Source organism: Mycolicibacterium gilvum (assembly GCF_900454025.1).
In the GTDB taxonomy this organism is placed as follows: domain Bacteria; phylum Actinomycetota; class Actinomycetes; order Mycobacteriales; family Mycobacteriaceae; genus Mycobacterium; species Mycobacterium gilvum.
Genome location: NZ_UGQM01000001.1, coordinates 5,442,922 through 5,468,756, shown reverse-complemented (window position 1 = coordinate 5,468,756; position 25,835 = coordinate 5,442,922). Strand labels below are relative to the sequence as shown.

The window sequence follows — 25,835 nt, the reverse complement described above, 5'->3', positions numbered from 1 at the left end:
AGTCCCCTCGAATCCCCGCGGCCACGTGCCTCCGGCTGTTGGAAAGTTACCTCACGAACGGCCCGCTCAGAGCCGACTCCGCCGGCGGCGAGCCTCCTCGTGTTGGGTGATGTTCGAGTTGTCCAGCACGATCGTCAGCATCACCGCGAAGAACCGGGCCGGACTGAGCTCGTCGGGCACCAGGTCGGTGCGCAACGTGACCTCCGGCAGCGCGGCCAGTTGCGCCGCGACGTCCGTCACGGCCGCCTCCTGCTCGTCCCCGGCGTCGTCGCCGAAGTCGACCTCGAAGAGCTCCAGGATCGCGTCGTCGGGCGGCTGCACGGGGTCGGGTGGGGCGTCGCCCTCCCACTCGGGCACCACCAGCGCGCATGCGTCGTACGCGTCGGCTTCTCGGCCGAGCTTGATCAGCAGGTCGACGATCCAGTCGAACTGCCGGCGTTCCTCGGTATACGCGGTGGAGCGCAGCGAATACATGAAACCCAGCGCGGCGAGGGGGTGGCGCAGGGCGAGGTTCTTCGCGTCACCGTAGGACTCCTCGACGCGGTTGGCGGCGTTCTTGCCGAACGACGAGTCCATCCGTTTGGTCGAGATCAGCAGCTCGGGTCCGGTCTGCCAGGACGACATGATCACGTCGACCTGCTTGAAGTAGTTCTTGCCCGCGATGTTCGCCGACGCCGTGCCGACACCGCCGGAGGTTCCCGTGCGCAAACGCTCCATCAGCTCGTCGCGCCCCGCCGACCTCGGGATGGATCTGACGAAGTTCAACACGTCCCGGTCGACGACCCGCGGCGCTTCGGCCCGCGGCCACACCGCATCGGGTTCCAGCCCGGCCCGGCGTAGCTCGTAGGCGACCCAGACGTCCAGGGCGAGGGCCGGTACGCCGGAACGGCTCTCGGCGCCCAACAGGATCGGGACGGCGAGCAGTTTGCGCAGCGCGCCGTAGTCGGGGGAGAACGAGCCGTCGGCCGCCCACGGATTGACCGACTTGAACGCCGACTGGTCGACGATCGCGTCGAACAACGGCCACGCGAGCGCTTTCGCGCTGGGTTTACCTGCCACCGTTAACTTTTCCGCGGGCGACGCGACGGGCGGTCAGCGCGCCGTGGTCCCGGCGCAGGGCGCGGAGCTGACGCACGCTCAGGCTCGACGTCGACAGCAACAACGCGTCGTCGACGAGGGCGACCGCATCCAGCAGTCGGCCGTCACGCAAGCGTGCGGCCACCGCGGACCGCACCGCCCGCAGCCCATCGGCGTTGCGGCGCACCAGTTCCGGTGACGGCACCGGAAGCACGTCGGCTTCCCGGGGCTCGATCTTCAACATCCCCCCACCGTAGGCGCGGCCCACGGTCTCGGCGCCGAGCAGGGTCACCGAGTTCAACGCGGCCAGCGGAAGCAGGCTCATGCCGTCACGGCGCAGGTCGTCGCGCAGGTACACCCCGTGCACGGAGTTCAGGTGGTGGGCCTGCGCGCGGTTGCTCGTCACACGGGGGGTGTCGGCGTTCATGTAGGTCAGGAACAGGTCGGCGGGCCGCAGATACGGCACGCGCCACCACGGCTTGCGGACGCGGCACTTGTAGGCCTGGTGGACGTCGAGATCCTCCCCCGACCGGATGTAGTGCCACGCCGCCGGCGACGGCTCACCCTTGGGACGGAACAGGAAGGTCGAGCGGCCGTCCGCGCCCAGGGTGTGCAGCGCCTGCGGTGTCAGCCCGAGACCGCGCAGGTGACGGGAACCCGGCGGAGACAACGACAGGACGTCGGACGGGGCGAGCCCGAGCGCTGCCACCTTGGCCGGGGACAGCGTGAAGAACCGGTTGCTGCCGGTCACCATGCCCAGCGTGGTGTCACCCCAGGTCTCCAGCACGGTGAAGGCGTCGCTGCCGACGGCGGCGTCGAACGCGGACAGTCCCGCGCTTGAGAGCAGCCCCGCCGACCATTTGGCGCCGCCCGCCGGGGGAGTCCATCGTCGTGACGCGGTGAGCCGGGCCAGCCCCTCGGCATCGCGCACCTGGGACAGCTGCATGTGGGTGGCGCCGTTGCCGCCGGCCGCGTCGTATCCGTCGGCGAGCAGCAGCACGACCTCTTCGAGCACGCCGGGGAAGACGCGTTCGTCGAACAGTACGAGGCCCACCGAGGAGAAGTGGTCCATCAGGAACTGCCGCACCCCGGCGGCGTAGTTGACGCTGAGCAGCTCAGCGGGCAGGACGAGGCCGAGGCGTCCGCCCGTCCTGAGGTGCAGCGCCGAGTGGACGGTGAACGCCGCCCACGACGACGCGAGGTTGGACAGCGTGACCCCCGCCCGCAGCGCGGCCTCGCGGGCGCGGGCCCGGGATTCGCCGGCGAAGTCCTGATAGCGGACGTACGGGGGATTGCCGACCACCGCGTCGTAGCGGCCGAACTCGTTGTGGCCGAAGAAGTCCCGCGCGTGGATGGTCGCCCCGACACCGGCGGCGCGCAGGCTCTGCTCGGCCGCGGCGGCGGAGCCGGGGTGGATCTCCACCCCGACGAGCGGACCGGTATGAGGCCGGCCCCCGTCGCCGCGGCGCCCGATCTCGTGCAGGAACACCGCCTCACCGCAGGAGGGTTCCAGGACGGCGTGTCCGGGATCGCGCACCGCCCAGTCGACGAGGAAGCGGGCCACCGGCGGCGGGGTGAAGAACGCGCCGCGCGACTTGCGCAGCGCGGCATCGTCTCGCGTGTCGCCGGGAAGCATGCCGATATCGTGCCGCAGCGCACCGACAGACCCGCGCTGACCCGCCGACCCGAGGGCCGCGGTGCCTCTGCGTTCCGGTCCGGCTCACCCAGGGGACTTTCGGCCGTATCCGGTGCTGCCCGCGGGACGTAGCGTGCGGACATCGGAACAAAGGAGACAGCGATGGCACGCAGCATTGGCGACCGGTATGAGTGCACGGAGTGCGGGGCGGCTCTCGTCTACGAGAAGGCGTGCCCGTGCCCACCTGAGATGGAACACCGCGAGGTCTGCTGCGGGAAACAGATGACCCAGGCCGCCGCGACGTCCTGACGGACTCAGACGGTGGCGCGCAGGACGTCGACGACCTTCGCCGTCAGCGGGGTCGCGTCAGCGCTCCGGTATACCGCCAGCAGTTCGATCGTCGCACCGGCTTTCGCCACCAGCGGCCGGTAGGTGACCCCGCCGATCTCCAGAGCCGCGGTCGGCTCGGGGACGAGCGCGACGCCCAGCCCCCCGGCCACCAGCGTGACCAGCGTCGAGGTCTCGTCGACCTCGTCGCGGATGCGGGGGCTGAACCCCGCGTCGGCGCACAGCGCGGCCAGCAGCGCGCTCATCCGGGATCGGCCGCCGCCGGCATGGCTGATGAAGTCCTCGTCGCGCAGATCGGCCAGCGACACCTCGTCGCGGTCGGCGCAGCGGTGGCCGGCCGGAAGGGCGACGAGCAGCCTGTCGCGGCGCAGCGACACCGCGGTCAGCGCCGGGTCGTCGACGGGCGGGCGCATCAGCGCGAGATCGATGTCCTTGTCGTGTAGCGCCGCCAGTTGCTCGGGAGCCAGCATCTCGCCGCGCACGCGGAGATCGACGGCGGGCAGCGCGGCCCTCAGCTCCCGGACCAGCCGCGGCAGCAGCGAGTAGGTGGCCGACCCGACGCAGCCCACCACCAACCGCCCCTCGGCGCCCGTGCCGATGCGACGCGCCTGGTCGACCGCATCGTCGACGGCGTCGAGGATGCGGACGGTCCGCTCCAGGAACGCCCGTCCGGCCTCGGTCAGCTCGACGCTGCGCGTCGTCCGCCGGAGAAGGTCCACCCCGACCTCGCGTTCCAACTGACGGATCTGCTGGGACAACGGCGGCTGGGCGATCAGCAGGCGCTGCGCCGCGCGCCCGAAGTGGAGTTCCTCGGCGACGGCGCGGAAGTACCGCAGATGACGCAGTTCCATATTCTCTACATATCAATAGATGACATTTATGTATTTCAGAATATGCCTCGATCGGCCTACCGTCGAGGCATGGACGTCGTCATCTGCAACCCGGTACGTACACCGGTCGGCCGCATGGGCGGCGCCCTGTCGCCCCTGACTGCCGCGGACCTGGCCATCGTCACGCTGCGTGCGCTGATCGACCGCACCGGTCTCGGCGAGGGCGACGTCGACGACGTGATCCTCGGCAACGGCTATGCCAACGGCGAGGCGCCGGCGCTGGGTCGCGTCGCCGCGCTCGACGCCGGGCTGGGCACCGCCGTCCCCGGCCTGCAGATCGACCGGCGCTGCGGGTCCGGACTGCAGGCCGTGCTCTACGCCGCCGGCCAGGTCGCCACCGGTGCGGCCCGGACCGTGATCGCCGGAGGCGCCGAATCGATGTCGAACGTCGAGCACTACGCACTCGGTCTGCGCACCGGCGTGCGCCAGGGCGGCATCGCGCTGCAGGACCGGCTCGACCGGGCGCGCGAAACCGCGGGCGGGACAAGCCATCCCGTCGCCGGCGGCATGATCGAGACCGCCGAGAACCTGCGGAGGGAATACGGGATCGAGCGTGAGGAGCAAGACGAGCTCGCGCTGCGGTCCCATCGGCGCGCGGTGGCCGCCCACGAGAACGGTTCATTCGTCGACGAAATGGTTCCCGTCACCGTCCCCGGCGCACGGGGCGGCGCGGACACCGTCGTCGACCGCGACGAACACCCGCGCACCGATCTCACGGCCGACAAACTCGCCGCGCTGCGACCCATCCGGTCCCGAGTGGACGCCGGCTCCACGGTCACCGCGGGCAACGCGTCGGGCCAGAACGACGGCGCGGCGATGTGCGTCGTGACCACCCGCGCCGAAGCCGAAAAACGTTCGCTGGAGCCCCTTCTGACGCTGCGCTCCTGGTCGGTGACCGGGTGCGCACCCGAGACCATGGGGATAGGTCCGGTCTCCGCGGCCGCCGCGGCGCTGGAGCGCGCTGACCTGACCCTCGACGAGATGGACCTCATCGAGGTCAACGAGGCCTTCGCCGCGCAGGTGCTCGCCGTGCTCGCCGAATGGAAGATCGACCCGCTCGACGACCGTCTCAACCCGAACGGCTCCGGCATCTCGCTCGGGCACCCGATCGGCGCCACCGGCGCCAGGATTCTCGCCACCGCCGCCTACGAGGCGCGCCGGCGTGACGCGCGATACGTCCTGGAGGCGATGTGCATCGGCGGGGGACAGGGCCTGGCCGCGGTGTTCGAGGTGACACGATGAGCGCCGTCGACGTCCACGTGATCGAGAGCGGCCTGCCCGACGGGCCCGCGGTGGTGCTGTCCAACTCACTCGGGGCGACCCACCGCATGTGGGACGCCCAACTCGACGCGCTGGAACGCCGATTCCGGGTGCTGCGCTACGACACCCGCGGCCACGGCGCCTCCCCGGTGCCCGACGGACCGTACTCGATCGACGACCTCGCCGACGACGTGGTCGGGATCCTCGACCGCCGCGGCATCGACACCGCGCATCTGGTCGGCCTGTCGCTGGGTGGGATGACCGCGATGCGGGTCGCCGCGCGCAACCCCGACCGGGTGAACCGGATGGTGCTGCTGTGCACCGCAGCCGAACTGGCGCCCGCGCAGGCCTGGACCGACCGTGCCGCGGCGGTGCGGGCCGGCGGCGCCGAATCCGTCGCACCCGCGGTGATCGCCCGCTGGTTCACGCTGAGCCACCTGGAAACCCATCCGGCCGAGCGCGCCGAATGGGTGGACATGATCGCCGCCACCCCGGCCGAGGGGTATGCCTCGTGCTGTGAGGCGATCGCCGAACTCGACCTGCGCGAACAACTCCCGACGATCACCGCGCCGACACTCGCGATCGCCGGCGCCGACGACCCGGCGACCCCGCCGGCCAAGCTTCAACAGATCGTGTCCGGAATCCCCGGTGCCCGGCTGCTGGTCGTCGACGGCGCCGCGCACCTGGCCAACGCCGAGCAGCCCGAGCAGATCACCCCCGCCATCATCGAACACCTGGAGCAGCGATGACCCTCGACAAAGTGGTCGGATCGGCGCGTGGCGCCGTCGACGACATCCCGTCCGGATCGAGCCTGGCCGTCGGCGGTTTCGGCCTGGCCGGCATCCCGTGGTTCCTGATCGAGGCGCTGCTGGAGCAGGGCGCCGACGATCTGACCATCGTCAGCAACAACTGCGGTGTGGACGGCGGGGGCCTCGGACTCCTGCTGGAGGCGCACCGGATCACCCGTGTCATCGCCTCCTACGTCGGGGACAACAAGGAGTTCGCCCGCCAGTACCTGTCCGGTGAGCTCACCGTGGAACTGACCCCGCAGGGCACCCTGGCCGAGCGACTGCGCGCCGGCGGCAGCGGTATCGGCGCGTTCTTCACCCCGACCGGGGTGGGCACGCTGGTCGCCGACGGCGGCCTGCCGTGGCGCTATCACCCCGACGGCAGCGTCGCGCTGGCCTCTCCACCCAAGGAGGTGCGCACCTTCGGCGGCCGGCAGATGCTGCTGGAGGAGTCGATCGTCACCGACTTCGCGCTCGTGCGCGCCGCCGTCGCCGACCGAGCCGGCAACTGTGTGTTCCACGCCGCCGCACGCAATTTCAACCCGCCCGCGGCGATGGCCGGACGGATCACCGTGGTGGAAGCCGAGCGGGTGGTCGAGGTCGGTGAGCTGCACCCCGACGAGGTGCACCTGCCCGGCATCTTCGTCCAGCGTGTCGTCGAGCTGAGCCCGGATCAGGCCGCCCGCAAGGGCATCGAGAAACGCACCACCCGACCGCGGATCCCGCAGGAGGTATCGGCATGAGCTGGACACGGACCGAGATGGCCGCGCGCGCGGCGCGTGAGCTGCGCGACGGTGACTACGTCAACCTCGGAATCGGGCTGCCCACACTGATTCCCGACCATCTGCCGGAAGGCTCCGACGTCACGTTGCACGCCGAGAACGGCATCCTGGGCGTCGGACCGTTCCCGTACGACGACGAGGTCGATCCCGATCTGGTCAACGCCGGCAAGCAGACCGTCTCGGTGGTCGCCGGGGCGTCGTTCTTCGACTCGGCGACCAGCTTCGCGATGATCCGCGGCGGGCACGTCGACGTCGCGGTGCTCGGCGGAATGCAGGTCGCCGTCAACGGCGATCTGGCCAACTGGATGGTGCCCGGCTCGATGGTCAAGGGAATGGGCGGGGCCATGGACCTCGTCAACGGCGCCGCCAAGGTGATCGTGCTGATGGACCACGTCTCGAAAAACGGTGCCGCCAAACTCGTCTCGTCGTGCGATCTGCCGCTGACCGGGAAGGCCGTCGTCCAACGGGTCATCACCGACCTCGGTGTCTTCGATGTGACCGGCACCGAGTTCGGCGTGGTGGAGCTCGCCCCCGGAGTCGACCTCGACGAGGTGGCCGCGAAGACCGGCGCGCCCGTCAGCGACCACCGTCACCGTCTCAGCGCGGCAAGCTCCGAGCGTGACCGGATGCCGAGCTTGGCGTAGATCCGGGTCAGGTGGTACTGCACCGTCTTCGGGGAGACGTAGAGTTCCGCGGCGACCTCGCGGTTCGACAGTCCCCGGGACACCAGCGTCGAGACCGCCTCCTCCTGCGGGGTGAGCTCGACGGTGTGGCGTGACTCGCGGCTCTGGTGCAGGCCACCGGCTTTCAGCTCGCGATCGCAGCGCGCCACGTAGGTGTCGGCGCCGAGGGCGACGTAGAGCTCCCGTGCCGCGCTGATCACCGTGTCCGCTTCCCGCCTCTTGCCGGCCCGGCGCAGGGTCTGCCCGTACGCGAAGTTCACCCGCGCCGTCTCGTAGCGCAGCGGCAGCCCGTCGAGCAGCGCCAAGGACTGCTCGAAAGCCTCGCGGGCCGAGGCGATGTCACCCCGGGCGCCGAGAAGGCGGCCGCGCACCCACCCGAGACGGGCCTGCGCACTGCGGTGCCCCCGGCTCTTGGCGCGCTGGGCGTGGGGACGCAGGAAATCCTCCGCCGCCGCCAGATCACCGGTGAGCACCATCGCGTTGGCCAGGGCGTCGACCCACGGCCAGTACCCCGGCTCCTGCAGCGAGGTGCCGGGGGCCAGCGTCGTGAGCGGCTCCAGAACACGGCGAACCGTGGCGTAGTCGGCCTGCGCCTCGGCGATCTGCGCGCGCACCAGCAGCGCCGGGATGCGCATCATCGCGTACTCGCCACCCACCGCAGCGGCGTGCGCCGCCGCGTGCGCAGCCTCCCAGTCGCCGCGCAACGCGGCGATCTGTCCGGCGGTCCACTCGAGCAGCGGTGTGACCAACACGATTCCGCTCGTCTCGGCCAGCCGACGGCCGTGCGCCACACTCGCCAGTGCCGCGTCCCACTCCCCGAGGCTGAACTGGGTCCGGGCCAGCCACGCGTGCGACCACAGCGTGATGCGCGTCGAACCGCCGAGACCTGCCGCCGCGACGGCACTTTCGAGACTGGACCGGGCGCCCTCGACGTCGTCGCGCATGAGCTGAACCCACCCGCGCCCCATCACGACGCGCTGCGCCTGCGCCCCGTGCCGGACCCGCTCGTGCAGGTCGTCGTACTCTGCGGCGGCGCGGCGCGGCTGCCCGGACGCCAGCAGACCCAGCCCGCGGATCGCGGCGGCCTCGATGCCCGCCGGGGAGTCGCGCTCCGCGAGCGCCAGCGCGCGATCGGCCCAGGCCACCAACTCCTCGCCCTGACAGTGGACGAGTGCGTGCAGGACGTGACGCTGGGCGATGAACGCCGCGGTGTCGGTGTCGCGGTCGATGTGGACGATGTCCCAGGCGCGACGCAGCCGCACCTCGGCCTCGGTGGCGCGGCCCCGCAGGATCGCCAGGTAGGCCAATGTGGCGTTGCGCAGGGGTGTTTCGCGCAGATTCTCCACGGTCGGCACCATCGCCGCCGCGCCCACGCAGTCCCCCGCGGCCACCAGCGCGTCGACCGAACACGTGAGTCGTTCGTCGCGCAGCAGTGGGGCGGCCGTCAGCCGGGCCGCGTCACGGAACAGCACGGCGGCGCGGCTCCACTCGCCGTCGGCGCCCGACGAGCGGGCCAGCGCATCCACCTCGTCGGCCAGCGCCTCGTCGGGAACGGGGGTGGCCGCGACGCGATGACTAAGCCGCGCAACAGGATCGGTGACGACGTCGGCGGCACGGCGATGAGCGTCCGCCGTCGCCTGCACACCGCACACGTCGAGTACGGCTGCCACGGCGAGCGGATCGCGCAACCGCGGCTCCAGCGGGTCACCGGTACGCACCAGGCCGGCGCCGGTCGCCGCCGCCACGGCGGCCAACGGGTCGTCGATGCCGGCGAGCAGGACGGCCTCCGACAGCGTCGCCTCCTCGCCGAGGACGGCGAGCGCGAACGCCAGCGCCCGTCCGCCGTCACCCGCCGCGGCCAGCTCCCGCTCGACCTGTGCGACGACCTTCCGCGGGGCGGGCAGCGGGGCGTCCAGCCGGCTCCACGTCTGCGCCGGCAGTTCGTCGAGCAGGGCCCGCACATGGCCGGGGTGGCCCGCGGTGTGACGGGTGAGGCGGTCCACCATCAGCGCCGGCAGCACATGCCCGCGCGCCGAGGCGAGCGCGGCCACCTCGCGAACGTCCAGCCCGGTCATCACCAGCTCGTCACCGTCCAGCCCCGGGACAGGCAGCGGGTGCCCGTCGGTCACGAGGACGAGGAGCACCGGTAGCGACCGGTGGTGACGTATCAGTGTCGAAAGTGCCTGCAGCGACGCCGAATCGGCATGCTGTGCGTCGTCGACGACGAGCAGGGTCGGATCGTCGCCGGCGAGCGCGCGGGCCAGCTGTTCGGCTCCGGGTTCGGGGGACAGCTGCGACAGCACCGCGCCGTCGACTGTGCTCTCCCACGGCACCGCGGTGGCCCACCGAGAGTTCGGCACCGTGGCGGCGACCTGCCGGAGCAGCGCGGTCTTCCCAATCCCCGGGGCGCCCCGGACCGTGACCACGGCGGACCCGTCGCTCACCGTCGCCGCCGTCCGCCGGATCAACTCGTCGAGGTCACCGGAGCGACCGACGAACGTGACAGGCGCCATGGGCACCCACCCATCGTAGGGGCGGGCGATACCGGCTCCCGGGCGATCAGCCCAGATCGCCACCGGCGACGGGCAACACGGTGCCGGTGATGTAGGCCGCTTCGTCGGAGGCAAGGAAGCAGATCGCCGCCGCCTGCTCGTCGAGCGTGCCGTACCGCTTGAGCAGGGAGGAGTCCAGGGTCTGGGTGATGTGCGCGTCGAACCACGCCTGCTCGGTCTCATCACGCGGGACGGGTGTGCCCCGCGAGATCCGCCGCGGCGGTGCGGCGGTGCCGCCCGGCGCGGTGGCGACGACCCTGATGCCGGCGTCGGCGTACTCCATCGCCAGCGACGCGGTGATCGCGTTGATCCCGCCCTTGGCCGCCGAATACGGGATCCGGTGGATACCCCTTGTCGCGGCCGAGGAGACGTTGACGATGACGCCGCGCCCCCGCGACACCATCGAGGGCAGCGCCGCATGGCACGAGTACAGCGTGGTCATCAACGACCGGTCGATCTCGGCGCGCACCTCGGCGGCGGTGAACTCGGTGAACGGTTTGAAGTTGATCGCCCCACCCACGTTGTTGATCAGGACGTCGATCCGTCCGAACGCCGAAAGGGCCTGCTGTACGACCGATTCCGCACCCTCATGGTGTTCGAGGTCGGCCGTCACGGCCACCGCGGCCGAGGTGGCCGCCAGCTCGTCGGCGAGCTCCTTGACGAGTTCGGAACGGTCGGCGAGCACCAGGACACCGCCCTCGGCGTGGATGCGGCGCGCCGTGCGCTCACCGATGCCCTGCGCCGCGCCGGTGACGACCACGACCTTGCCGGCGAACCGGCCCGGGGTCACGAACACCGGCGCCGACGCCTCCGCGGTCTCGGCCATCGCCCGGCGCATCGTCTGCTTGGACCGCTCGGCGTGCGCGGCGATCAGGCTGCGGGCCGCGTCGCGGTCCCCGGCCTCGAACGCGGCGACGATGTCGACGTGGTCCTGCGCGCACCGCGGATGGCACCACGTCGCGTGGCGCAGTACCTCGGACATCCGGCCCTTCACGCCCAGCGCCTGATACGCCTGCAGCAGATGGTCGTTGCGGGTCAGCGTGAACAGGTAGTCGTGGAACGCGGCGTTGGTCTCGGTGTACTGCTCGGCGTCGACGAAGCGATCCCCGTCGACGTAGGGCAACGTCGACTCGGCCAGCAACCGGTACCCGGCGAGCTGGGCGCTCGACAGCCGGCCCATCGTCAGTTCCAGCGCCCCCAACTCCAGTGCCGAGCGGGCCTCGAAGATCGCGTCGGACTCCCGGACCTCGGGATGCTCCTCGCCGATCTGGTAGCCGTCGTCGCTGACCACGGTCGCATCGTCGGCCGGTTCGGCGAGTGGGCCGAAGACGGTCTGCCCGGCGAGGCGACGGATCGCGCCGTCGTCGACCAGGGTCGGTCGGTTCTGGACGGGCCGCAGATCGGCGGGCCGCAACACGACCTGCCCCGCCACCGAACGCGCGTCGGGCACCGGGAGGAGCGCCTCGGCCTCGATGGCCGGGGAATCGGCGGTCGGGGTGGGCAAAGAGGCGGACGACGCGGTCGGCCTCGTCGTCGCCAGTCCGAACTTCTCGTAGTAGAAGCCGGTGGGTTCGACTCCGGCGGTGTTCAGGTGTGTGCGCACCGCCTCCACCATCGGCGGCGGTCCGCACAGGTAGATGGCCAGATCCCCGTCATGGAGGTGGTGCGGGGCGATCAGGCTGGTGACGTAGGCCCGGTCGGGCCCCCGGTTGGGTGCCGAGCTCGCCGGATCGGACACGCAGTAGTCCCAGGTGAACGACGGGAGCTGCGCGCCGATCTCCTCGATCTCGTCGACGGCGGTCAGGTCGTCGTCGGAGCTGACGCCGTAGATCAGGTGGGTGGTGCGGGTGCTGCCCGCCGCGCGCATGGTGCGCAGCATCGCCAGGATCGGTGCCAGCCCGGTGCCGCCGGCCAGCAGCAGCACGGGGCGCTGCGCCTCCCGCAGGAAGAAGGATCCGTTGGGACCGGTGAACGTCACCGCGTCCCCGACCTGCGCGCGGTGCGCCAGGTAGTCCGACATCGCGCCGCCGGGGCTGAGCTTGACCAGGAAGGTCAGCAGCTCCTCGTGCGGTGCGTTCGAGAAGGAGTACGAGCGGGTCTGATCGGTACCCGGTACGGCGATGTTGACGTACTGGCCGGGCAGGAAGGCGAGTTCACCGCGGTTGGGGATCTCGATCCCGATCTTGACGGTGGTCGGTGAGAGCCGCTCCAGCAGGGTCAGCGTGCCCTGGTAGGTGGCGGCCTCGGTCTTGGCGGAGTCCGAGGTGGCCGCGATCTGCAGGACCAGGTCGGAGCGCGGTTTCATGCTGCACGGCAACACGTATCCGGCGGCCGCCTCGTCGGGGGCCAGCGCGTCGTCGATGTAGGTCCCGCCGTCATAACTGCCGGTCTCGCACAACGCCTTACAGGTACCGCACGCGCCGTCGCGGCAATCCAGCGGGATGTTGATACGCTGCCGGTAGGACGCGTCGGCCACGGTCTGGTCGGGTCGGCAGTTGATGAATCGCGTGACGCCGTCCTCGAACGACAGTGCCACCGAATAGGTTTCGGTCACAGGGCTCACCTCAGAAGTGGTAGACGTCCACCACGTGGTGGATGTAGTCGTTCTTGAGCACCACGGTCTTGCGGCGGATCAACGGTTGCTCGCCGCCGAAGTCGATGGTGTAGAAGGAGGTGCCGTAATAGGGGTCGACGGTCTTGTAGCGGAAGTACATGGTGTGCCAGTTGAACCGGACGTCCACGATGTCGCCGCGGCGCTCGATGACCTCTACGTTCGAGATGTTGTGGCTGGTCCGGGGTTCCGGCAGCGACGTCGCCGACGAGCGCTCGGTGCGGATCCGGAACACCCGGTCCTCCAGGCCGCCCTTGTTCGAGTAGTAGATCAGCGAGATGTCGCGCTGCGGATCCTCGACGAGCTTGTCGTCATCGGTCCACGCCGGCATCCAGTAGACGACGTCGTCGGCGTAGCAGTCCAGCCACTTCTCGAACTCACGGTCGTCCAGATAGCGGGCCTCGCGATACAGGAACTGCTCGATGGCGTTCTGGGTGATGAGTGTCGTTGTGCCGGTGTTTGTCTCGATGGTGGTCATGTCAGTGTTCGTCATGTCAGCGAGCTTCCTTCTGCGCCGCGGCGCGCATCGTCTCCAGCCAGTACCCGTGCTGCACCGGATAGAGCCCTTCGTCTTCGTTCTTGACCCCGGCCGAGATCACCGCGTCGAGCCCCAGCGAGCGGGCGACGTCGTCGGGACCGTCGAGCCAGTGCTGGGCGCCGCGGCTCATGTCGTTCCACGGCGCGGCCTCGGCGCGGAAGGTCAACTGGCAGGACCGGAACTCTTCGAGGTCGTCGGGCGTGGCCATGCCGGAGGCATTGAAGAAGTCCTCGTACTGACGGATCCGGTTGGCGCGGGCCTGCGCGCTCTCACCCTTGGGAGCGATGCAGTAGATGGTGACCTCGGTCTTGTCCGGCGCGATCGGCCGGAAATGGCGGATCTGCGTCGAGAACTGGTCCATCACATACACATTCGGGTAGACGCACAGGTTGCGCGACCCCTTGACCATGAACTCGCCCTTCGCGTCACCGTGGGTGGCCTTGAGCTCGTCGAGCTTGTCCCACAGCGGACGGTCCTGCGGGTTGGCGGCCCAGGTCCACAGGCACAGATGGCCGTGCGGGAAGGACCAGTAGCCGCCGCCTGATTTGCCCCAGCCGCCGGCGTCGAGCGCCTTGGTCTCGTTCTTGGACTCGCCGGTCCCGCGCCTGCTCGTGGTCGCGGCGTAGTTCCAGTGCGTCGCGGTGACGTGGTAGCCGTCGGCGCCGTTCTCCGCCTGGACCTTCCAGTTGCCGTCGTAGGTGTAGGTCGAGGAGCCGCGCAGCACCTCCAGGCCGTCGGGGGACTGGTCGACGAGCATGTCGATGATCTTGGTCGCGTCGCCGAGATGCTCGGTCAGCGGCAGCACATCGGGGTTGAGGCTGCCGAACAGGAAGCCGCGGTAGCTCTCGAAGCGTGCGACCGTCGTCATGTTGTGCGAGCCGTTGACGTTGAACGCCTCCGGGTAGCCGGCGCCGTCGGGATCTTTCACCTTGAGCAGCGCGCCGTCGTTGCGGAACGTCCAGCCGTGGAACGGGCACGTCAGTGTCATGCGGTTGTCGGTCTTGCGCCGGCAGATCATCGCGCCGCGGTGCGCGCACGCGTTGATCAGACAGTTCAGGCTGCCGTCCTTGGAGCGGGTGATCACCACGGGCTGGCGCCCGATGTAGGTGGTGAAGTAGTCACCCGGATTCGCGACCTGGCTCTCGTGCGCCAGGTAGATCCAGTTGCCCTCGAAGATGTGCTTCATCTCCAGTTCGAAGATCTCTTCGTCGGTGAAGATGCGCCGGTTGGCCCGGAAGACGCCGGCCTCCGGGTCGTCGATCACGGCGTCGGCGAGGACAGCCGCCAGGTGCGTCCTGGGTTGGGGTGATGCCGTCGTCTGCGTCATCGGGGACCTCCGCTGGGGTTCGTGAGTGATGTCTATCTGCACACTGGCAGCGAGTGGTGGCGGTCACACTAGGGCTATGCCCAGTCCTGACCTGGACGCAGATTGATAAATAGATTCATTCAAAACCCGGCCAACAGGTCTTTGTCATGTATGGATGCCGGGTCTACCGTCAATGGTGTCGGCGGTCACAGGACGGCCGACAAACGATCCGCCACACACCTGGCGCCCACCGGACGATCAAGGAGCCACCCATGGAGCTGCGTCACCTGCGCTACTTCCTCGCGGTGGCCGAGACCTGCCACTTCGGGCAGGCCGCCGAGCAGCTGCACATCGCGCAGCCGGCGTTGTCGTACGCGATCCGGCAACTCGAGAACAGCCTGGACGCCACCCTGTTCACCCGGACCACCCGTCACGTCGCGTTGACGCCGGCCGGTGAGTTCCTCCGCGTGGAGGCCACGCGGATCCTCGACGGTGTCGATGCGGCGCAAAGAGGGGTGCGCCGCATCGCCGCCGGCCGCAGCGGGTTGTTGCGGCTCGGTCTGACGGGGACGGCGGCGTTCTCCCACCTGCCGAAGATCGCCCGGATCGTCCGGCAGGAGTTGCCCGCGGTGGCGCTCGACATCCACGCCGACCTGCTGACCCCCGACCAGTGCGAGGGACTGCGCACCGGCGCGCTCGACGTCGGCGTGCTCCGCCCGCCCGCGGTCGGTGGGGACGTGGCGACCCGCACCATCGCCGCGGAGCCCCTCGTCCTCGCCGTGTCCGCCGATCACCGACTGGCCGCCGAGCCGGTGGTGTCGCTGGCCGACCTGCGCAGCGAACCCTTCATCGGCTACACCGGCCAGGATTCGGCCGTCAACGACGCGGTGACGCGCAGTTGCCGCGCGGCCGGTTTCGTGCCGCACCGCGAACACAGCGCCCCCGGTACCGCGGTCCTCCTCGCGCTCGTCGCCGCCGACCTCGGGGTGTCCGTCGTCCCGGCGTCGGTGCGGGCGCTGCCGTTGCACGGCGTGGTGTTCCGTGACCTCGTCGACGGCGGCACCGTCGACCTGGCGCTCGCCTGGCGCGACGGCGTCGACAACCCGGTGGTCGACGCGGTCGTCGCGGTGCTCGCCGGCGCCCTGACCTCCCTCGACCATTCCGCACTCCAGGAGCAATCGTGAAAATCACTGCCGTCGAGGCGATCCCGTTCGCCATTCCCTACACCAAACCCCTGAAGTTCGCTTCCGGCGAGGTGCACACCGCCGAGCACGTACTGGTGCGGGTGCACACCGACGGAGGTGTGGTGGGTGTCGCCGAGGCGCCGCCGCGCCCCTTCACCTACGGCGAGACCCAGGACGGCATCCTCGCGGTGATCCGCCAGATCTTCGCCCCGCAGATCGTGGGCCTCACGCTCACCGAACGCGAGGTGGTGAACGCGCGGCTGGCCCGCACCGTCGGCAACCCGACCGCGAAAGCCGCAGTGGACATGGCGATCTGGGACGCGCTCGGTCGCAGCCTCGACCTGTCGGTCAGCGCGCTGCTCGGCGGCTACGGCGACCACATGCGCGTCAGCCACATGCTCGGTTTCGACACCCCCGACACGATGGTCGCCGAGGCCGAGCGCATCCGGGACGAGTACGGCATCTCCACGTTCAAGGTGAAGGTCGGCCGGCGCCCCGTCACGCTGGACACCGCGGTGGTGCGGGCCCTGCGGGAGCGCTTCGGTGACACCGTCGAGCTCTACGTCGACGGCAACCGCGGCTGGACCGCGTCGGAATCGCTGCGCGCACTCAAGGACATGGCGGATCTCGACCTGCTGTTCGCCGAGGAGTTGTGCCCCGCCGACGACGTGCTGGGCCGGCGGTGGCTGGTCGAACACACCGAGATCCCCTTCATCGCCGACGAATCCGTGCCGACACCGGCCGATGTCACCCGCGAGGTGCTCGGCGGATCGGCCACCGCGATCAGCATCAAGACCGCCCGCACCGGTTTCACCGGATCCCGGCGCGTCCACCACCTCGCCGAAGGGCTCGGCCTGGAGGTCGTGATGGGCAACCAGATCGACGGCCAGCTCGGCACCGCCTGCGCGGTGGCGTTCGGCGCCGCGTTCGAGCTGACGTCGAGGCGGGCCGGTGAGCTGTCGAACTTCCTCGACATGTCCGACGACCTGCTCGCCTACCCGTTGCGCATCCGCGACGGACGACTGCACGTGCCGCCGGGACCCGGCCTCGGAATCGAGATCGACCCGGACAAGCTCGACCACTACCGCACCGATCACTGAAACACGATGAACCAGAAGGACACAGCCATGACCACCATCGAGAGCCCGATCGACACCACCTCGTCCGAAGCCTCCGCCGCCGCCTCCGGGGCCTCGGCCACCGAACGCTTCCGGTCCGACAAGTCACCGTTCGACGCGGTCCGCGACACCCCGAAGGAGCGTGTCGATCTGCTTGCACGCGAGGTGCTTTCAGCAGTCCACGACACCATCCGCCGCCATCGCGTCACCTACGACGAGTACAACGCGTTGAAGGCGTGGCTGATCAGCGTCGGCGCCGACGGCGAATGGCCGCTGTTCCTCGACGTCTGGGTGGAGCACGTCGTCGAAGACGTGGCGACCGACCACCGTGAGGGCAGCAAGGGCACCATCGAAGGCCCCTACTACGTGCCGAACTCACCCGAATGCGGTGCGCGGGGGGTCATTCCGATGCGCGACGCGGAGCAGGGCACACCCCTGGTCTGGGACGGCGTCATCACCTCCACCGACGGGACGCCGTTGCAGGGCAAGGTCGAACTCTGGCACGCCGACGCCGACGGCTTCTATTCGCAGTTCGCCCCGAACCTGCCCGAGTGGAATCTGCGCGGGTCCTTCAGCACGGGCGCCGACGGTGTGTTCGAGATCAACACCATTCGCCCAGCGCCCTACCAGATCCCGACCGACGGCTCCTGCGGCAAGCTCATCGCCGCGGCAGGCTGGCACGCGTGGCGTCCGGCGCACCTGCACGTCAAGGTGTCCGCTCCGGGCCATGAGCTGCTGACCGCGCAGCTGTACTTCCCCGGCGACCCGCACAACGACGACGACATCGCCGGGGCCGTCAAGCCTGAACTGATCCTCAACCCCACCGAGCAGGCCGACGGCTCGCAGCGCGTCGTCTACAACTTCGTCCTCGACCCGGCGAAGGCGTGATGCGCTTATGCTCTTCCACGTTCGGATGGACGTCGCGATTCCGCCCGACATGGACCCGCAGGTGCGGGCCCAGACGGTGCATCGTGAGAAGGAGTACTCACAGCAGCTGCAGCGTGACGGCAAGTGGCCCCACATCTGGCGCATCGTCGGCGAGTACGCGAACTACTCGATCTTCGACGTCGACTCCAATGACGAACTGCACCAGATCCTCTCGGGGTTGCCGCTGTTCCCGTACATGGCGATCCACGTGACACCGCTCGCGGTGCACCCGTCGGACGTCAACGCGGGGTAGCGGCGCGGACTCCGGACCGCCGTTTGATCTGGCCGGAATACCCGTGGGGGTATTATGGTGGGATCGAGAGTTCCCGACGGGAAAGGAGGCGGTCATGTGTTACGCCGTGACCTGTAAGGCCTGCGGAAAGACGACATGGGATGGGTGCGGTCAACACGTCGACGACGTGATGCGCGAAGTGCCGGCCGCGCAGCAGTGCCGGTGTCCCCGCAAGACCGAGCAGCCGCGCCGAACAGGGTCCGGATTCTGGCGGCGGTGAACCGGGTAGCCGACCCGTCGTGATCGCGGTGGGAGTGGCGCTCGGCGCACTGATCGGCGTCCTGCCCGGACTGCTGGGCGGCGGAGGATCGATCCTCGCCGTACCCGCCCTGGTCTACGGGCTCGGTCTCGGAGTCGAACAGGCGATCCCGATCTCGCTGATCGTCGTCGCGGCGGCCTCGGCCGTCGGGGTGCTACCCAAGATCCGCGCCCGGCAGGTCCGCTGGCGGATGGCCGGCATCTTCTCCGCCGCCGGGATACCGGCGACCCTCGCGGGCAGCGCGATCAGCAGGCACCTGCCCGAATCCGCGCTGCTGATCGGCTTCGCGGCGGTGATGGTCGTCGCCGGCATCCGCATGCTGACCGACCAGAGCTCCACCGGAACCGCCTGCGAGATACGGGAAGGAAAGGTGAACTGGCGCCGGTGTGCACCCCGCTCGATCGGGGCGGGCCTGGTGGTCGGGCTGCTGACCGGCCTGTTCGGCGTCGGAGGCGGGTTCCTCATCATCCCCGCACTGGTGGTGGTGCTGGGAGTCGAGATGTCCACCGCGATCGGCACCTCGCTGCTGATCATCATCGCCAACTCCGTCGCCGGCATCTTCTCCCACCTGCAGTCGATCAGCGTCGACTGGCAGGTCACCGGTCTGTTCGTCGCCGCCGCGATGGTCACCTCGCTGATCGCGGGCTACGTCGGCACCAGGACCGACACCGAAAGGCTGCAGCGCTGGTTCGCCTACCTCGTGTTCGTCGTCGCGGGCTACGTGCTGATCGACACGATCTTCCTGAGATAGCCGCGTCGCCTACTTCGGACGTCCGTCGGGTTGGTCGTTGTTCTTCTGCGCTCCCCAGCCGTGCACCCGGTCGATCGCGATCAGTGCGCTGACCCGCGGACGCTCCCGGTCCGGGTACTGCGTGCCCTGGTAGTGCCGGGACAGCGCGTCGATGTCGGCGAGGCCGTCGTCGTCATAGATCTCGGTGACGTGCCCGATGACCGTCACGTGGGTGTACCAGTCGTCGCTGTCGAGCACGGTCAGCGAGACCCGGGGATCGTTGCGCAGATGCTGGAGCCGCTTGCGGGCGACGTCCATGTTGACGAGCAACCTGTCGTCGCGCAGGAGGTACCACGTCGCCGCCGAGACGGGATGCCCGTCGCTGCGCACGGTGGCGATGACGGCGGGATTGGGCTTGGACAACATCGTCTTGGCGTCGTCGGTGAGGGTCGAGGACATCGGGTTCTCCTGTCACGGGGCGGGCATGTGGCCCTGCGGGGGATGCCCGGGTTCGGCCGGCTCATACATGGCCCGATCGAGCGCTGCGGAAAGCAAAAGGCCCCGACCAGATATCCGGTCAGGGCCTGTCGCTGTTCACACGAGTCGGGGTGGCGGGATTCGAACCCACGACCTCTTCGTCCCGAACCACGCCACCTGGGGTTTTGATGACGTTGGGTACGTTGGCCCGCGTAAGTTTTCCCAGCTCAGCTGCATTGGGTGGGTTGGCGCGCGCAGGAGTCGCGAAAATCTACTGCGGACTGCCTGCGGACTGAGACACCTTGGTGGTCAAGGCCGCCTTTGATTTACCGAGAGCGGGAACCTTGAAATCAGGATGTCAGTTTGGACGCTTACTCGACGGGCTTGCAACACCAGATCACGACGGATCCGCAACCAAAGATCACGTCTGCGAATGGACCTCGCGTTCCTCGCATTCCTCGCTTCCACTAGTAGTGCGTTGCTCCTTATTTCTGCGTGGCGGTGTCAGCTACTGGGGTCCGCGTTGCTTTGGAAGGCCACCAGCTGGCTTCGCGTAGAAGTGTGGCGATGGCGGGCACGGTGAGGGTGCGCACGAGGAAGGTATCGAGCAGCAATCCGAAGCCGATGATGAGGCCGGCTTGGATCATGATTGCGACTGAGCCGACCATGAGGCCGAACATGCTGGCGGCGAATATCAGACCAGCTGAGGTGATGACGGCTCCGGTGTTTGCCACGGTGCGCAGGACGCCGACGCGGATGTTGGTCCCGGATTCTTCGCGGAGCCGTGAGACGAGCAGCATGTTGTAGTCGGCGCCGACGGCGACGAGGATGATGAATGCCAGTAATGGTACGGGCCAAGCGATTTCGTAGCCCAGTCCCCATTGGAATACCACAACGCCGATGCCGAGCGAGGCGAGGTAGTTGAGCACGACGGTGCCTAAGAGGTAGAGCGGTGCCAGGAGTGCGCGCAGCAGTAGGACCAGGATGACGCCGACGATGATTATGGTGGCGACGGCCAGTTGTGCGAAGTCGGCCCATAGGAATCGTTGGATATCGGAGTTGACGGCGGGGAAGCCGGCGACGGATACGGTGGCGTCGGCGAGCGACGTGTTGGGTCGTGCGGTGTTGGCGGTGTCGGTGATGCGGCTGGCGAGCTCCATGGCTTCGACGCTGTAAGGGTCGTGGCTGCTTTCGATCATGAACCGCGCGGTCTTGCCGTCCGGTGAGAGGAATTGCTTGGCAACATCGGTGAATTGCCGGTTCTCGAATGCATTAGCGGGCAAGTAGAAACCGCTCGAGGAGTCGGAGTCCGCCGCTGCGCGTGAGGAATTCTGTAGTTGGGTGGCGATCTGGCTCATACCGGACAGCATTTCGATGTTGCTGTCGGCGAGGGTGCGGACACCGGTCGCGAGTGCTTGAGCGCCGGAGGCGAGCTGTCCGATTCCCTCCTGCAATCGGCGGAGATTGGTGGCTAGGTCGGCGGGGTCACCGAGGGCTCCGAATGCCTTGTCCAGCGAGGCGACTGCGTTCTGGACGTTGGAGAGGGTGCCACCAACGGTGGCATTGGTCGCGGGATCGTAGCGGTCCCCGAGGTCGGCGATCTGGTCGAAGAATCCGCTGTCGCGCAGGCTGACCAAAATCTTCACCTGGTCACGAATTTGGGCGCACTGCGGGGTGGCGGCACACCACGGTGAGGTGTTGAGCGCGCCCACGAGTGGATCGAGCTGGGTGATCGCGTTCTGCGCCTGGTTGGCCAGCGGTCGCAGTCCTGGGCCGGATTGGATGGCTTGGTCGACGGCGGGGGCGGTGGCGGAAAGTTGTTGCAGCAGTGGGCGGAACTGGTTGACCTGAGTTCCCGCGGATTGAGCTTGGGTGAGGATTCCGGCCAGTGGCGCGAGGGCGGTGCGCACCGTGCCATCGAGTTGGGCGAGGCCGTCGGCGAGCTGGTCGGCGCCGCCGGTGAGTTTGGCGAGGTCGTCCTTGCGTGAGTTGCCCTCGGCGACCGCGCCGGCCATTTTCTCGCCGATCTGGCCGTTCTGCCAGGCCAGTTCTGCTTGGTCGAGGCGCTCCCCGGTGGGGCGGGTGACTCCGGACACCCTGGTGACGCCGGGGATCTGGGAGACGCGAGAGGCCATCTCGTCGAGATCGGCCAGCCCCCTCCCGGTCCGCATGTCGGTCGGGTTCTCTACGACGAGGAACTCGCTGATGACGACGTCCTTGCGGAAGTGGCGGTCCAGAAGTTGGTAGCCCTGGTTGCTGGCCGTGGTGTCTGGTTGTCCCTTGCGGTCGTCGTAGCTGATTTTGATGGTCGCAGCGGCTGCCGACAGGGCGAGCAGGATGGCCAGGCTGACGATCAGCAGTGGCACCGGACGGCGGACCACGGCGACGGCGACGCTGTTCCAGTAGCGGCGGGTGCGATCGGATTTGGGTTCACCGATGCCGCGTTTGGCGGCTAGCGACAGCACGGGTGGCAGCAGGGTGACGGTCGCCAGAAATCCGAACAGCACGGCGATGGCACACGCGGGGCCCAGGGCGGCGAAGACGCTGAGCCGCGCGAAGACCATGGCCAAGAACGCGAGTGCCACGGTGGCGGCGGACGCCAGGATGACGCGCCCGATGCTGGCGGTGGCGTGGATGATCGCCTGATCGGCGGGTACTTGGGCGCGGCGCTGCTCGTGGTACCGGCTGATCAGAAAAACTGTGTAATCAGTTCCGGCGCCGAGCAGGATCGCCGTCATGAATGCGACGGTGAACTGGGAGACCGGCATGCCCATCTCGCCGAGGGCGGATAGCACGCCGCGCCCAACCGCCAGGCTCAACCCGATTACCAGCAGTGGCAACAGCGCGGTGAACACTGACCGGTAGACGATCAGCAAGATCAGGGCGATCACGCCGGCGGTAGCGATCGAGATCAACAGCAGGTCGTGCTCGGCGGAGGCGATCATGTCGCTGAAGGTCGCCGGTGGTCCCGTCACTTGGACGGTCGTGGTCGATCCGGTGAACACCTCCGCGGCGATGTCGCGCACCGCGTTCAAGGATTCGGCTGCCGTGGGGTCTCCGAGGGTGCCGGTGACACCGACGGGCAGATACCAGGCTTTGCGGTCGGCGCTGACTGCCTGAGCTTCGGTAATCGGATCGGCCAGCAGGTCCTGCACCAGCAGGACGTGGTCGCCCTCGGCCTGCAACCGGCGCACGAGTTCGCCGTAGCGCTGCCGTGCAGTTGGAGTCAAGCCAGTGGGGTCTTCCATGGCGACGAACACCATGGTTTTCGAGCCTTCTTCGCCGAACGCGGCGCTCATGCGGTCAACCGTCTGCAAGGACGGGGCGTCGCGAGGAATGAGGTCCACCGACTGTTGGCGCACCACGGTTTCCAGCTGTGGGAACAGCAGCGCGAGAACCACCGCGGCGCCTAGCCATACCCCGATGACGAGCGCTTTGTGTCGGAGGGTGAACCGGGCCAGGGTCGCCAACCGTTCGCTGTACTCGCGAGTGTCGGCCGGGTCGGTGGATCCGTTGGCGCGCCGACCAGGCCGCTTGGCCTGGCTTGGGGCATCTGCACTGCCGTCGGTCACTTGGCCTCCACTGGTAGCGATACTGCCGGTATCGGTACGCTACCGCACGTAGTGCAAGTGGTGACGGCGACCGGTGGGGGCCTCGCTCAAGAGCGTCATGAGTCGACTCCCTACGGGATTGCGGCGGGCCAGTCGGCCGCGAATACCTGCACGGCGTGCAGGGCGCCTCCTACCGCCACCGTCGCCAGTGCCGCACGATCACTGCTGGGGGCGGGAATGACGACAGCCGCTGCCACGTCTCTGAGAACTCGAAGTTTGAGCGTTCTGATCGTCAATCGCTGCCCTCCGCGGAGTCCTATGGTGGCACGCGCCCCCATTGGGGGCGGATGCTACCAAAGTGTTGCGACCTACTGTGGCTTGCCAAGATGGACATGTGCGGACGCGGTCGAAGAGATGGGGCGGGCGTACCGGTGCTGAACGCCGGGCGGAGCGCCGTCAGCGCCTCATTGATGCCGCGACGGAAATCTGGAGTGAAAGCGGTTGGGCAGCAGTCACGATGAGAGGAGTGTGCGCCAAAACCGGCCTGAACGACCGTTACTTCTACGAAGACTTCAAGACCCGCGACGAGTTACTTGTCGCTGCATGGGACGGCGTGCGCAACGAGATGCTCGGTGAGGTTTCTGCGACGCTCGCAGAACGCATCGGGCAGCCGCCGATGGAGACCATCCGCGTGACCATCGCCGCGGTGGTCGACCGGATTGCAGAGGATCCGGGCAGGGCGAAGATTCTACTGGCTCAACACGTGGGCAGTTCCCCGCTTCAGGATCGGCGCGCTGTCGCACTGCAGGAGGCGACACACCTGGTGATCGCAGCCAGTGAGCCACACCTGAGGCCGGAAGCCGATGAAACCGCCCTTCGGATGGACACACTGGTGGCCGTTGGTGGCTTCGTCGAATTGATCACCGCATGGCATGCAGGTTTGCTTGACGTCATCCAGGGGGAGATCGTGGAGCACACGAGTCGGCTTGCCGAGACGCTCGCCGAACGTTATTTGGTCGACGACGCTGGCCTCTAATGTTGTACAGCGGCGTTCATGTGTTCAGTCCGGAATGAAGCAAGCGGAGGCACCTCGACATTCGCGAAGCGCGGCCGGGAGGCGCCAGAAGCTAACTCTGAGGTTTGGCTTTGGTCGTGGCCGACTCGACTGCGTTCTGCAGCAGCACATAGCTGCCGAGGCTGCCCAGGAAACCTGCGCAGTGCTGAACGAGTTCATCGGTGGTGAACTCGAGTTCTCCGTCGAGCCAGCGGCGCAAGACTTCGAATAACCCACCCACACCCAATGTCGAGGCCAAATGGGCAACGCCCACTGCGGAGTCGGCGATGTCAAGGTGAAGTCTGGCCTCACGCAATACGAGGTCGGTGAAACCGGTCATCATGTCGCTGCGTAACTCCCGAAGCAGCGGCTCCGTTGCAGATTCCACGAACAAGATCCGACCCAGTCGAGGATCATTGTTGATCATGCTGACCAGCCCGCGGATCGGCGCGTACGCGAGCACCTCGGGTGGGGCGCCGGCATCGGGGATCGCGTCAACTATCACCTCCTGGAAGGTTGCGTAGAGCTGCTGGTAGACAGCTCGCAAGAGGGCGTCTCTGTCAGGGAAATGCTGATAGAAGTAGCGTGACGTCACGCCGGACTCAGCGCATACGGCAGTCACCGTGGCGGCGGCAACGCCGTGCGTGCCGATCAACTCCATCGCGGCCTCGATGAGACGCGTGCGCCTGTTCCGGTGACGCTCCTCGGCGGACATCCCGCTGTACACCCGCACCGATCGCACAACGCATAGCTTGCCATCTAATTCTGACTAGGCGTAAAGTCAGATCATCAGTGCCCATGACAACAGGAGAACAACATGAGCGACGATTCGTCCACACGGCCCACCACGCGGGTCGTCCCGAAGCCCCGCCGTGTCCGATTCGACATGCCTGCTGAGACCAGTCGGCAGCACTTCGTCGATGGCGACTTGGTGATGAGCCACTTTGTGTCCACCTTGTCGGCCACGTTCCCCGAAGGCGAAGACTTCTTCATCCGGTCAGTCCGCGAGTACCGGGACCACATCAGCGACGCTGACCTGAAGGAGGCGGTCAAGGGATTCATCGCTCAAGAGGCCACCCACCGGCACCAGCATCGGCTGCTCAACGATCGCCTTCAAGCGATGGGCTATCCCACCGAGGGGATCGATCGGCATATCAAGAAGTTGGTTGGCCGACTCGAGAAGCGTTTTTCTCCCAAGATGCGCCTGGCTGTGACGGCAGCCCTCGAGCACTACACGGCGACATTCGCCGAGATCATTCTCACCAGCGACGAAGCTCAAGAACTGATCGGCTACACCGAGGTGCGGCCGATTCTGCTTTGGCACGCACTGGAGGAATGCGAGCACAAGGCCGTCGCTTTCGATGTCTACGAGACGGTCGGTGGAAGCGAACGCACCAGGGTCTGGGGAATGCGGATCGCCAGTCTCCTATTGTTCACCGAGTTGGTCATCCAGACCACCCGCTCTCTGGCCGGCGATCGTGCCGCCTACAACCCGGTGCGGTTGCTGCGCAGCCTTCGAGCCTTCCGTCATAACCCGCTGTTCAGCCGAGCAGCGATTGAGCGCTTCCGTTCCTACACCCACGCCGGGTTCCATCCCGACGACTGGGATAGCGCAGAAATCCTCGAACGTTGGACCAAGGAACTCTTCGACGCCGATGGCGGCCAACAGCTACGGAGTAACGTGTAGGTCGACAAGTACTTTTGTGGTGAAAGCCGCCATATGGAACGACCTCTTCACGAAGAAGTGCGTTGCGCCGTGGCCGCATCGCGCG

Annotated in this window: 23 protein-coding genes; 13 read left to right on the top strand and 10 right to left on the bottom strand. The window is 68.0% G+C overall.

Annotation, left to right across the window (positions count from 1 at the left end; translation table 11 throughout):
- Positions 1-66 precede the first annotated feature (66 nt).
- Both DYE23_RS25690 and DYE23_RS25685 read right to left on the bottom strand, forming a co-directional pair.
- Entirely contained in the window at positions 67-1,059 is a 993-nt protein-coding gene (locus DYE23_RS25690; protein WP_115328484.1) for a hypothetical protein, read from the bottom strand.
- A complete protein-coding gene (locus DYE23_RS25685) occupies positions 1,049-2,713 on the bottom strand; it encodes an N-6 DNA methylase (protein WP_013472952.1) in 1,665 nt (554 codons plus the stop codon). Before DYE23_RS25685 ends, DYE23_RS25690 begins: the two co-directional genes overlap by 11 nt.
- A 162-nt stretch (positions 2,714-2,875) precedes the next feature.
- On the opposite strand from DYE23_RS25685, the gene DYE23_RS30955 reads away from it, so the two are divergent.
- On the top strand, positions 2,876-3,022 hold the full coding sequence (locus DYE23_RS30955) for a hypothetical protein (protein WP_172527843.1): 147 nt from the start codon (positions 2,876-2,878) through the stop codon (positions 3,020-3,022).
- Positions 3,023-3,027: 5 nt separating this feature from the next.
- Here DYE23_RS30955 and DYE23_RS25680 read toward each other — a convergent pair whose 3' ends face one another.
- Positions 3,028-3,912 (bottom strand): LysR substrate-binding domain-containing protein, encoded by an 885-nt coding sequence (locus DYE23_RS25680; protein ID WP_115328483.1) that lies wholly within the window; start codon positions 3,910-3,912, stop codon positions 3,028-3,030.
- A gap of 69 nt (positions 3,913-3,981) precedes the next feature.
- On the opposite strand from DYE23_RS25680, the gene DYE23_RS25675 reads away from it, so the two are divergent.
- Genes DYE23_RS25675 through DYE23_RS25660 form a run of 4 tightly spaced genes read left to right on the top strand, consistent with a single transcriptional unit; the run spans position 3,982 to position 7,425 of the window.
- Complete coding sequence (locus DYE23_RS25675; protein ID WP_115328482.1) at positions 3,982-5,193, top strand: acetyl-CoA C-acetyltransferase; 1,212 nt, start codon at positions 3,982-3,984, stop codon at positions 5,191-5,193.
- Complete coding sequence (gene pcaD, locus DYE23_RS25670; protein ID WP_115328481.1) at positions 5,190-5,960, top strand: 3-oxoadipate enol-lactonase; 771 nt, start codon at positions 5,190-5,192, stop codon at positions 5,958-5,960. Before DYE23_RS25675 ends, pcaD begins: the two co-directional genes overlap by 4 nt.
- Positions 5,957-6,742, top strand: a complete 786-nt coding sequence (locus DYE23_RS25665) for a CoA transferase subunit A (protein ID WP_011892247.1) — start codon at positions 5,957-5,959, stop codon at positions 6,740-6,742. The genes pcaD and DYE23_RS25665 overlap by 4 nt, the downstream gene beginning before the upstream one ends.
- On the top strand, positions 6,739-7,425 hold the full coding sequence (locus tag DYE23_RS25660) for a 3-oxoacid CoA-transferase subunit B (protein WP_115328480.1): 687 nt from the start codon (positions 6,739-6,741) through the stop codon (positions 7,423-7,425). Before DYE23_RS25665 ends, DYE23_RS25660 begins: the two co-directional genes overlap by 4 nt.
- Here the strand turns inward: DYE23_RS25660 and DYE23_RS25655 are convergent.
- From DYE23_RS25655 to benA, 4 genes are read right to left on the bottom strand one after another with little or no spacing between them, the layout of a single operon-like run.
- A complete protein-coding gene (locus DYE23_RS25655; protein ID WP_115328479.1) occupies positions 7,371-9,977 on the bottom strand; it encodes a helix-turn-helix transcriptional regulator in 2,607 nt (868 codons plus the stop codon). The two genes, DYE23_RS25660 and DYE23_RS25655, sit on opposite strands and share 55 nt — an antisense overlap.
- Before the next feature lie 46 nt (positions 9,978-10,023).
- Positions 10,024-12,570, bottom strand: a complete 2,547-nt coding sequence (benC, locus tag DYE23_RS25650; RefSeq protein ID WP_115328478.1) for a benzoate 1,2-dioxygenase electron transfer component BenC — start codon at positions 12,568-12,570, stop codon at positions 10,024-10,026.
- Positions 12,571-12,580: 10 nt separating this feature from the next.
- Entirely contained in the window at positions 12,581-13,120 is a 540-nt protein-coding gene (gene benB / locus DYE23_RS25645) for a benzoate 1,2-dioxygenase small subunit (protein WP_011892252.1), read from the bottom strand.
- A gap of 1 nt (position 13,121) precedes the next feature.
- Positions 13,122-14,492 (bottom strand): benzoate 1,2-dioxygenase large subunit, encoded by a 1,371-nt coding sequence (gene benA / locus DYE23_RS25640; RefSeq protein ID WP_013472947.1) that lies wholly within the window; start codon positions 14,490-14,492, stop codon positions 13,122-13,124.
- Between the two features lie 251 nt (positions 14,493-14,743).
- Here benA and DYE23_RS25635 point away from each other — a divergent pair, with 251 nt between their 5' ends.
- The 6 genes from DYE23_RS25635 (at position 14,744) to DYE23_RS25610 (ending at position 19,002) form a co-directional block, all read left to right on the top strand.
- Positions 14,744-15,655: a LysR substrate-binding domain-containing protein gene (locus DYE23_RS25635; protein ID WP_115328477.1), complete on the top strand. Its 912-nt coding sequence runs from the start codon at positions 14,744-14,746 to the stop codon at positions 15,653-15,655.
- Entirely contained in the window at positions 15,652-16,755 is a 1,104-nt protein-coding gene (locus DYE23_RS25630) for a mandelate racemase/muconate lactonizing enzyme family protein (RefSeq protein WP_115328476.1), read from the top strand. Before DYE23_RS25635 ends, DYE23_RS25630 begins: the two co-directional genes overlap by 4 nt.
- A 27-nt stretch (positions 16,756-16,782) precedes the next feature.
- The gene (catA, locus tag DYE23_RS25625; protein WP_115329105.1) at positions 16,783-17,661 is read left to right on the top strand and encodes a catechol 1,2-dioxygenase; all 879 of its coding nucleotides are present in this window, start codon (positions 16,783-16,785) and stop codon (positions 17,659-17,661) included.
- Between the two features lie 7 nt (positions 17,662-17,668).
- Complete coding sequence (gene catC / locus DYE23_RS25620) at positions 17,669-17,953, top strand: muconolactone Delta-isomerase (RefSeq protein WP_115328475.1); 285 nt, start codon at positions 17,669-17,671, stop codon at positions 17,951-17,953.
- A 94-nt stretch (positions 17,954-18,047) separates the two neighbouring features.
- A complete protein-coding gene (locus DYE23_RS32085; RefSeq protein WP_011892258.1) occupies positions 18,048-18,212 on the top strand; it encodes a DUF8730 family Cys-rich protein in 165 nt (54 codons plus the stop codon).
- Between the two features lie 19 nt (positions 18,213-18,231).
- Complete coding sequence (locus tag DYE23_RS25610) at positions 18,232-19,002, top strand: sulfite exporter TauE/SafE family protein (protein WP_115328474.1); 771 nt, start codon at positions 18,232-18,234, stop codon at positions 19,000-19,002.
- A gap of 9 nt (positions 19,003-19,011) precedes the next feature.
- On the opposite strand, the gene DYE23_RS25605 is transcribed toward DYE23_RS25610, so the two are convergent.
- A complete protein-coding gene (locus tag DYE23_RS25605; RefSeq protein ID WP_115328473.1) occupies positions 19,012-19,440 on the bottom strand; it encodes a PPOX class F420-dependent oxidoreductase in 429 nt (142 codons plus the stop codon).
- Positions 19,441-19,943: 503 nt separating this feature from the next.
- Positions 19,944-23,030: an MMPL/RND family transporter gene (locus DYE23_RS25600; protein WP_067992162.1), complete on the bottom strand. Its 3,087-nt coding sequence runs from the start codon at positions 23,028-23,030 to the stop codon at positions 19,944-19,946.
- A 373-nt stretch (positions 23,031-23,403) separates the two neighbouring features.
- On the opposite strand from DYE23_RS25600, the gene DYE23_RS25595 reads away from it, so the two are divergent.
- Positions 23,404-24,045: a TetR/AcrR family transcriptional regulator gene (locus tag DYE23_RS25595; RefSeq protein ID WP_085981140.1), complete on the top strand. Its 642-nt coding sequence runs from the start codon at positions 23,404-23,406 to the stop codon at positions 24,043-24,045.
- A 91-nt stretch (positions 24,046-24,136) separates the two neighbouring features.
- On the opposite strand, the gene DYE23_RS25590 is transcribed toward DYE23_RS25595, so the two are convergent.
- Entirely contained in the window at positions 24,137-24,778 is a 642-nt protein-coding gene (locus DYE23_RS25590) for a TetR/AcrR family transcriptional regulator (protein ID WP_011895470.1), read from the bottom strand.
- 102 nt (positions 24,779-24,880) lie between these two features.
- Here DYE23_RS25590 and DYE23_RS25585 point away from each other — a divergent pair, with 102 nt between their 5' ends.
- Complete coding sequence (locus DYE23_RS25585) at positions 24,881-25,750, top strand: metal-dependent hydrolase (RefSeq protein WP_011895469.1); 870 nt, start codon at positions 24,881-24,883, stop codon at positions 25,748-25,750.
- The last annotated feature ends 85 nt before the right edge of the window (positions 25,751-25,835 follow it).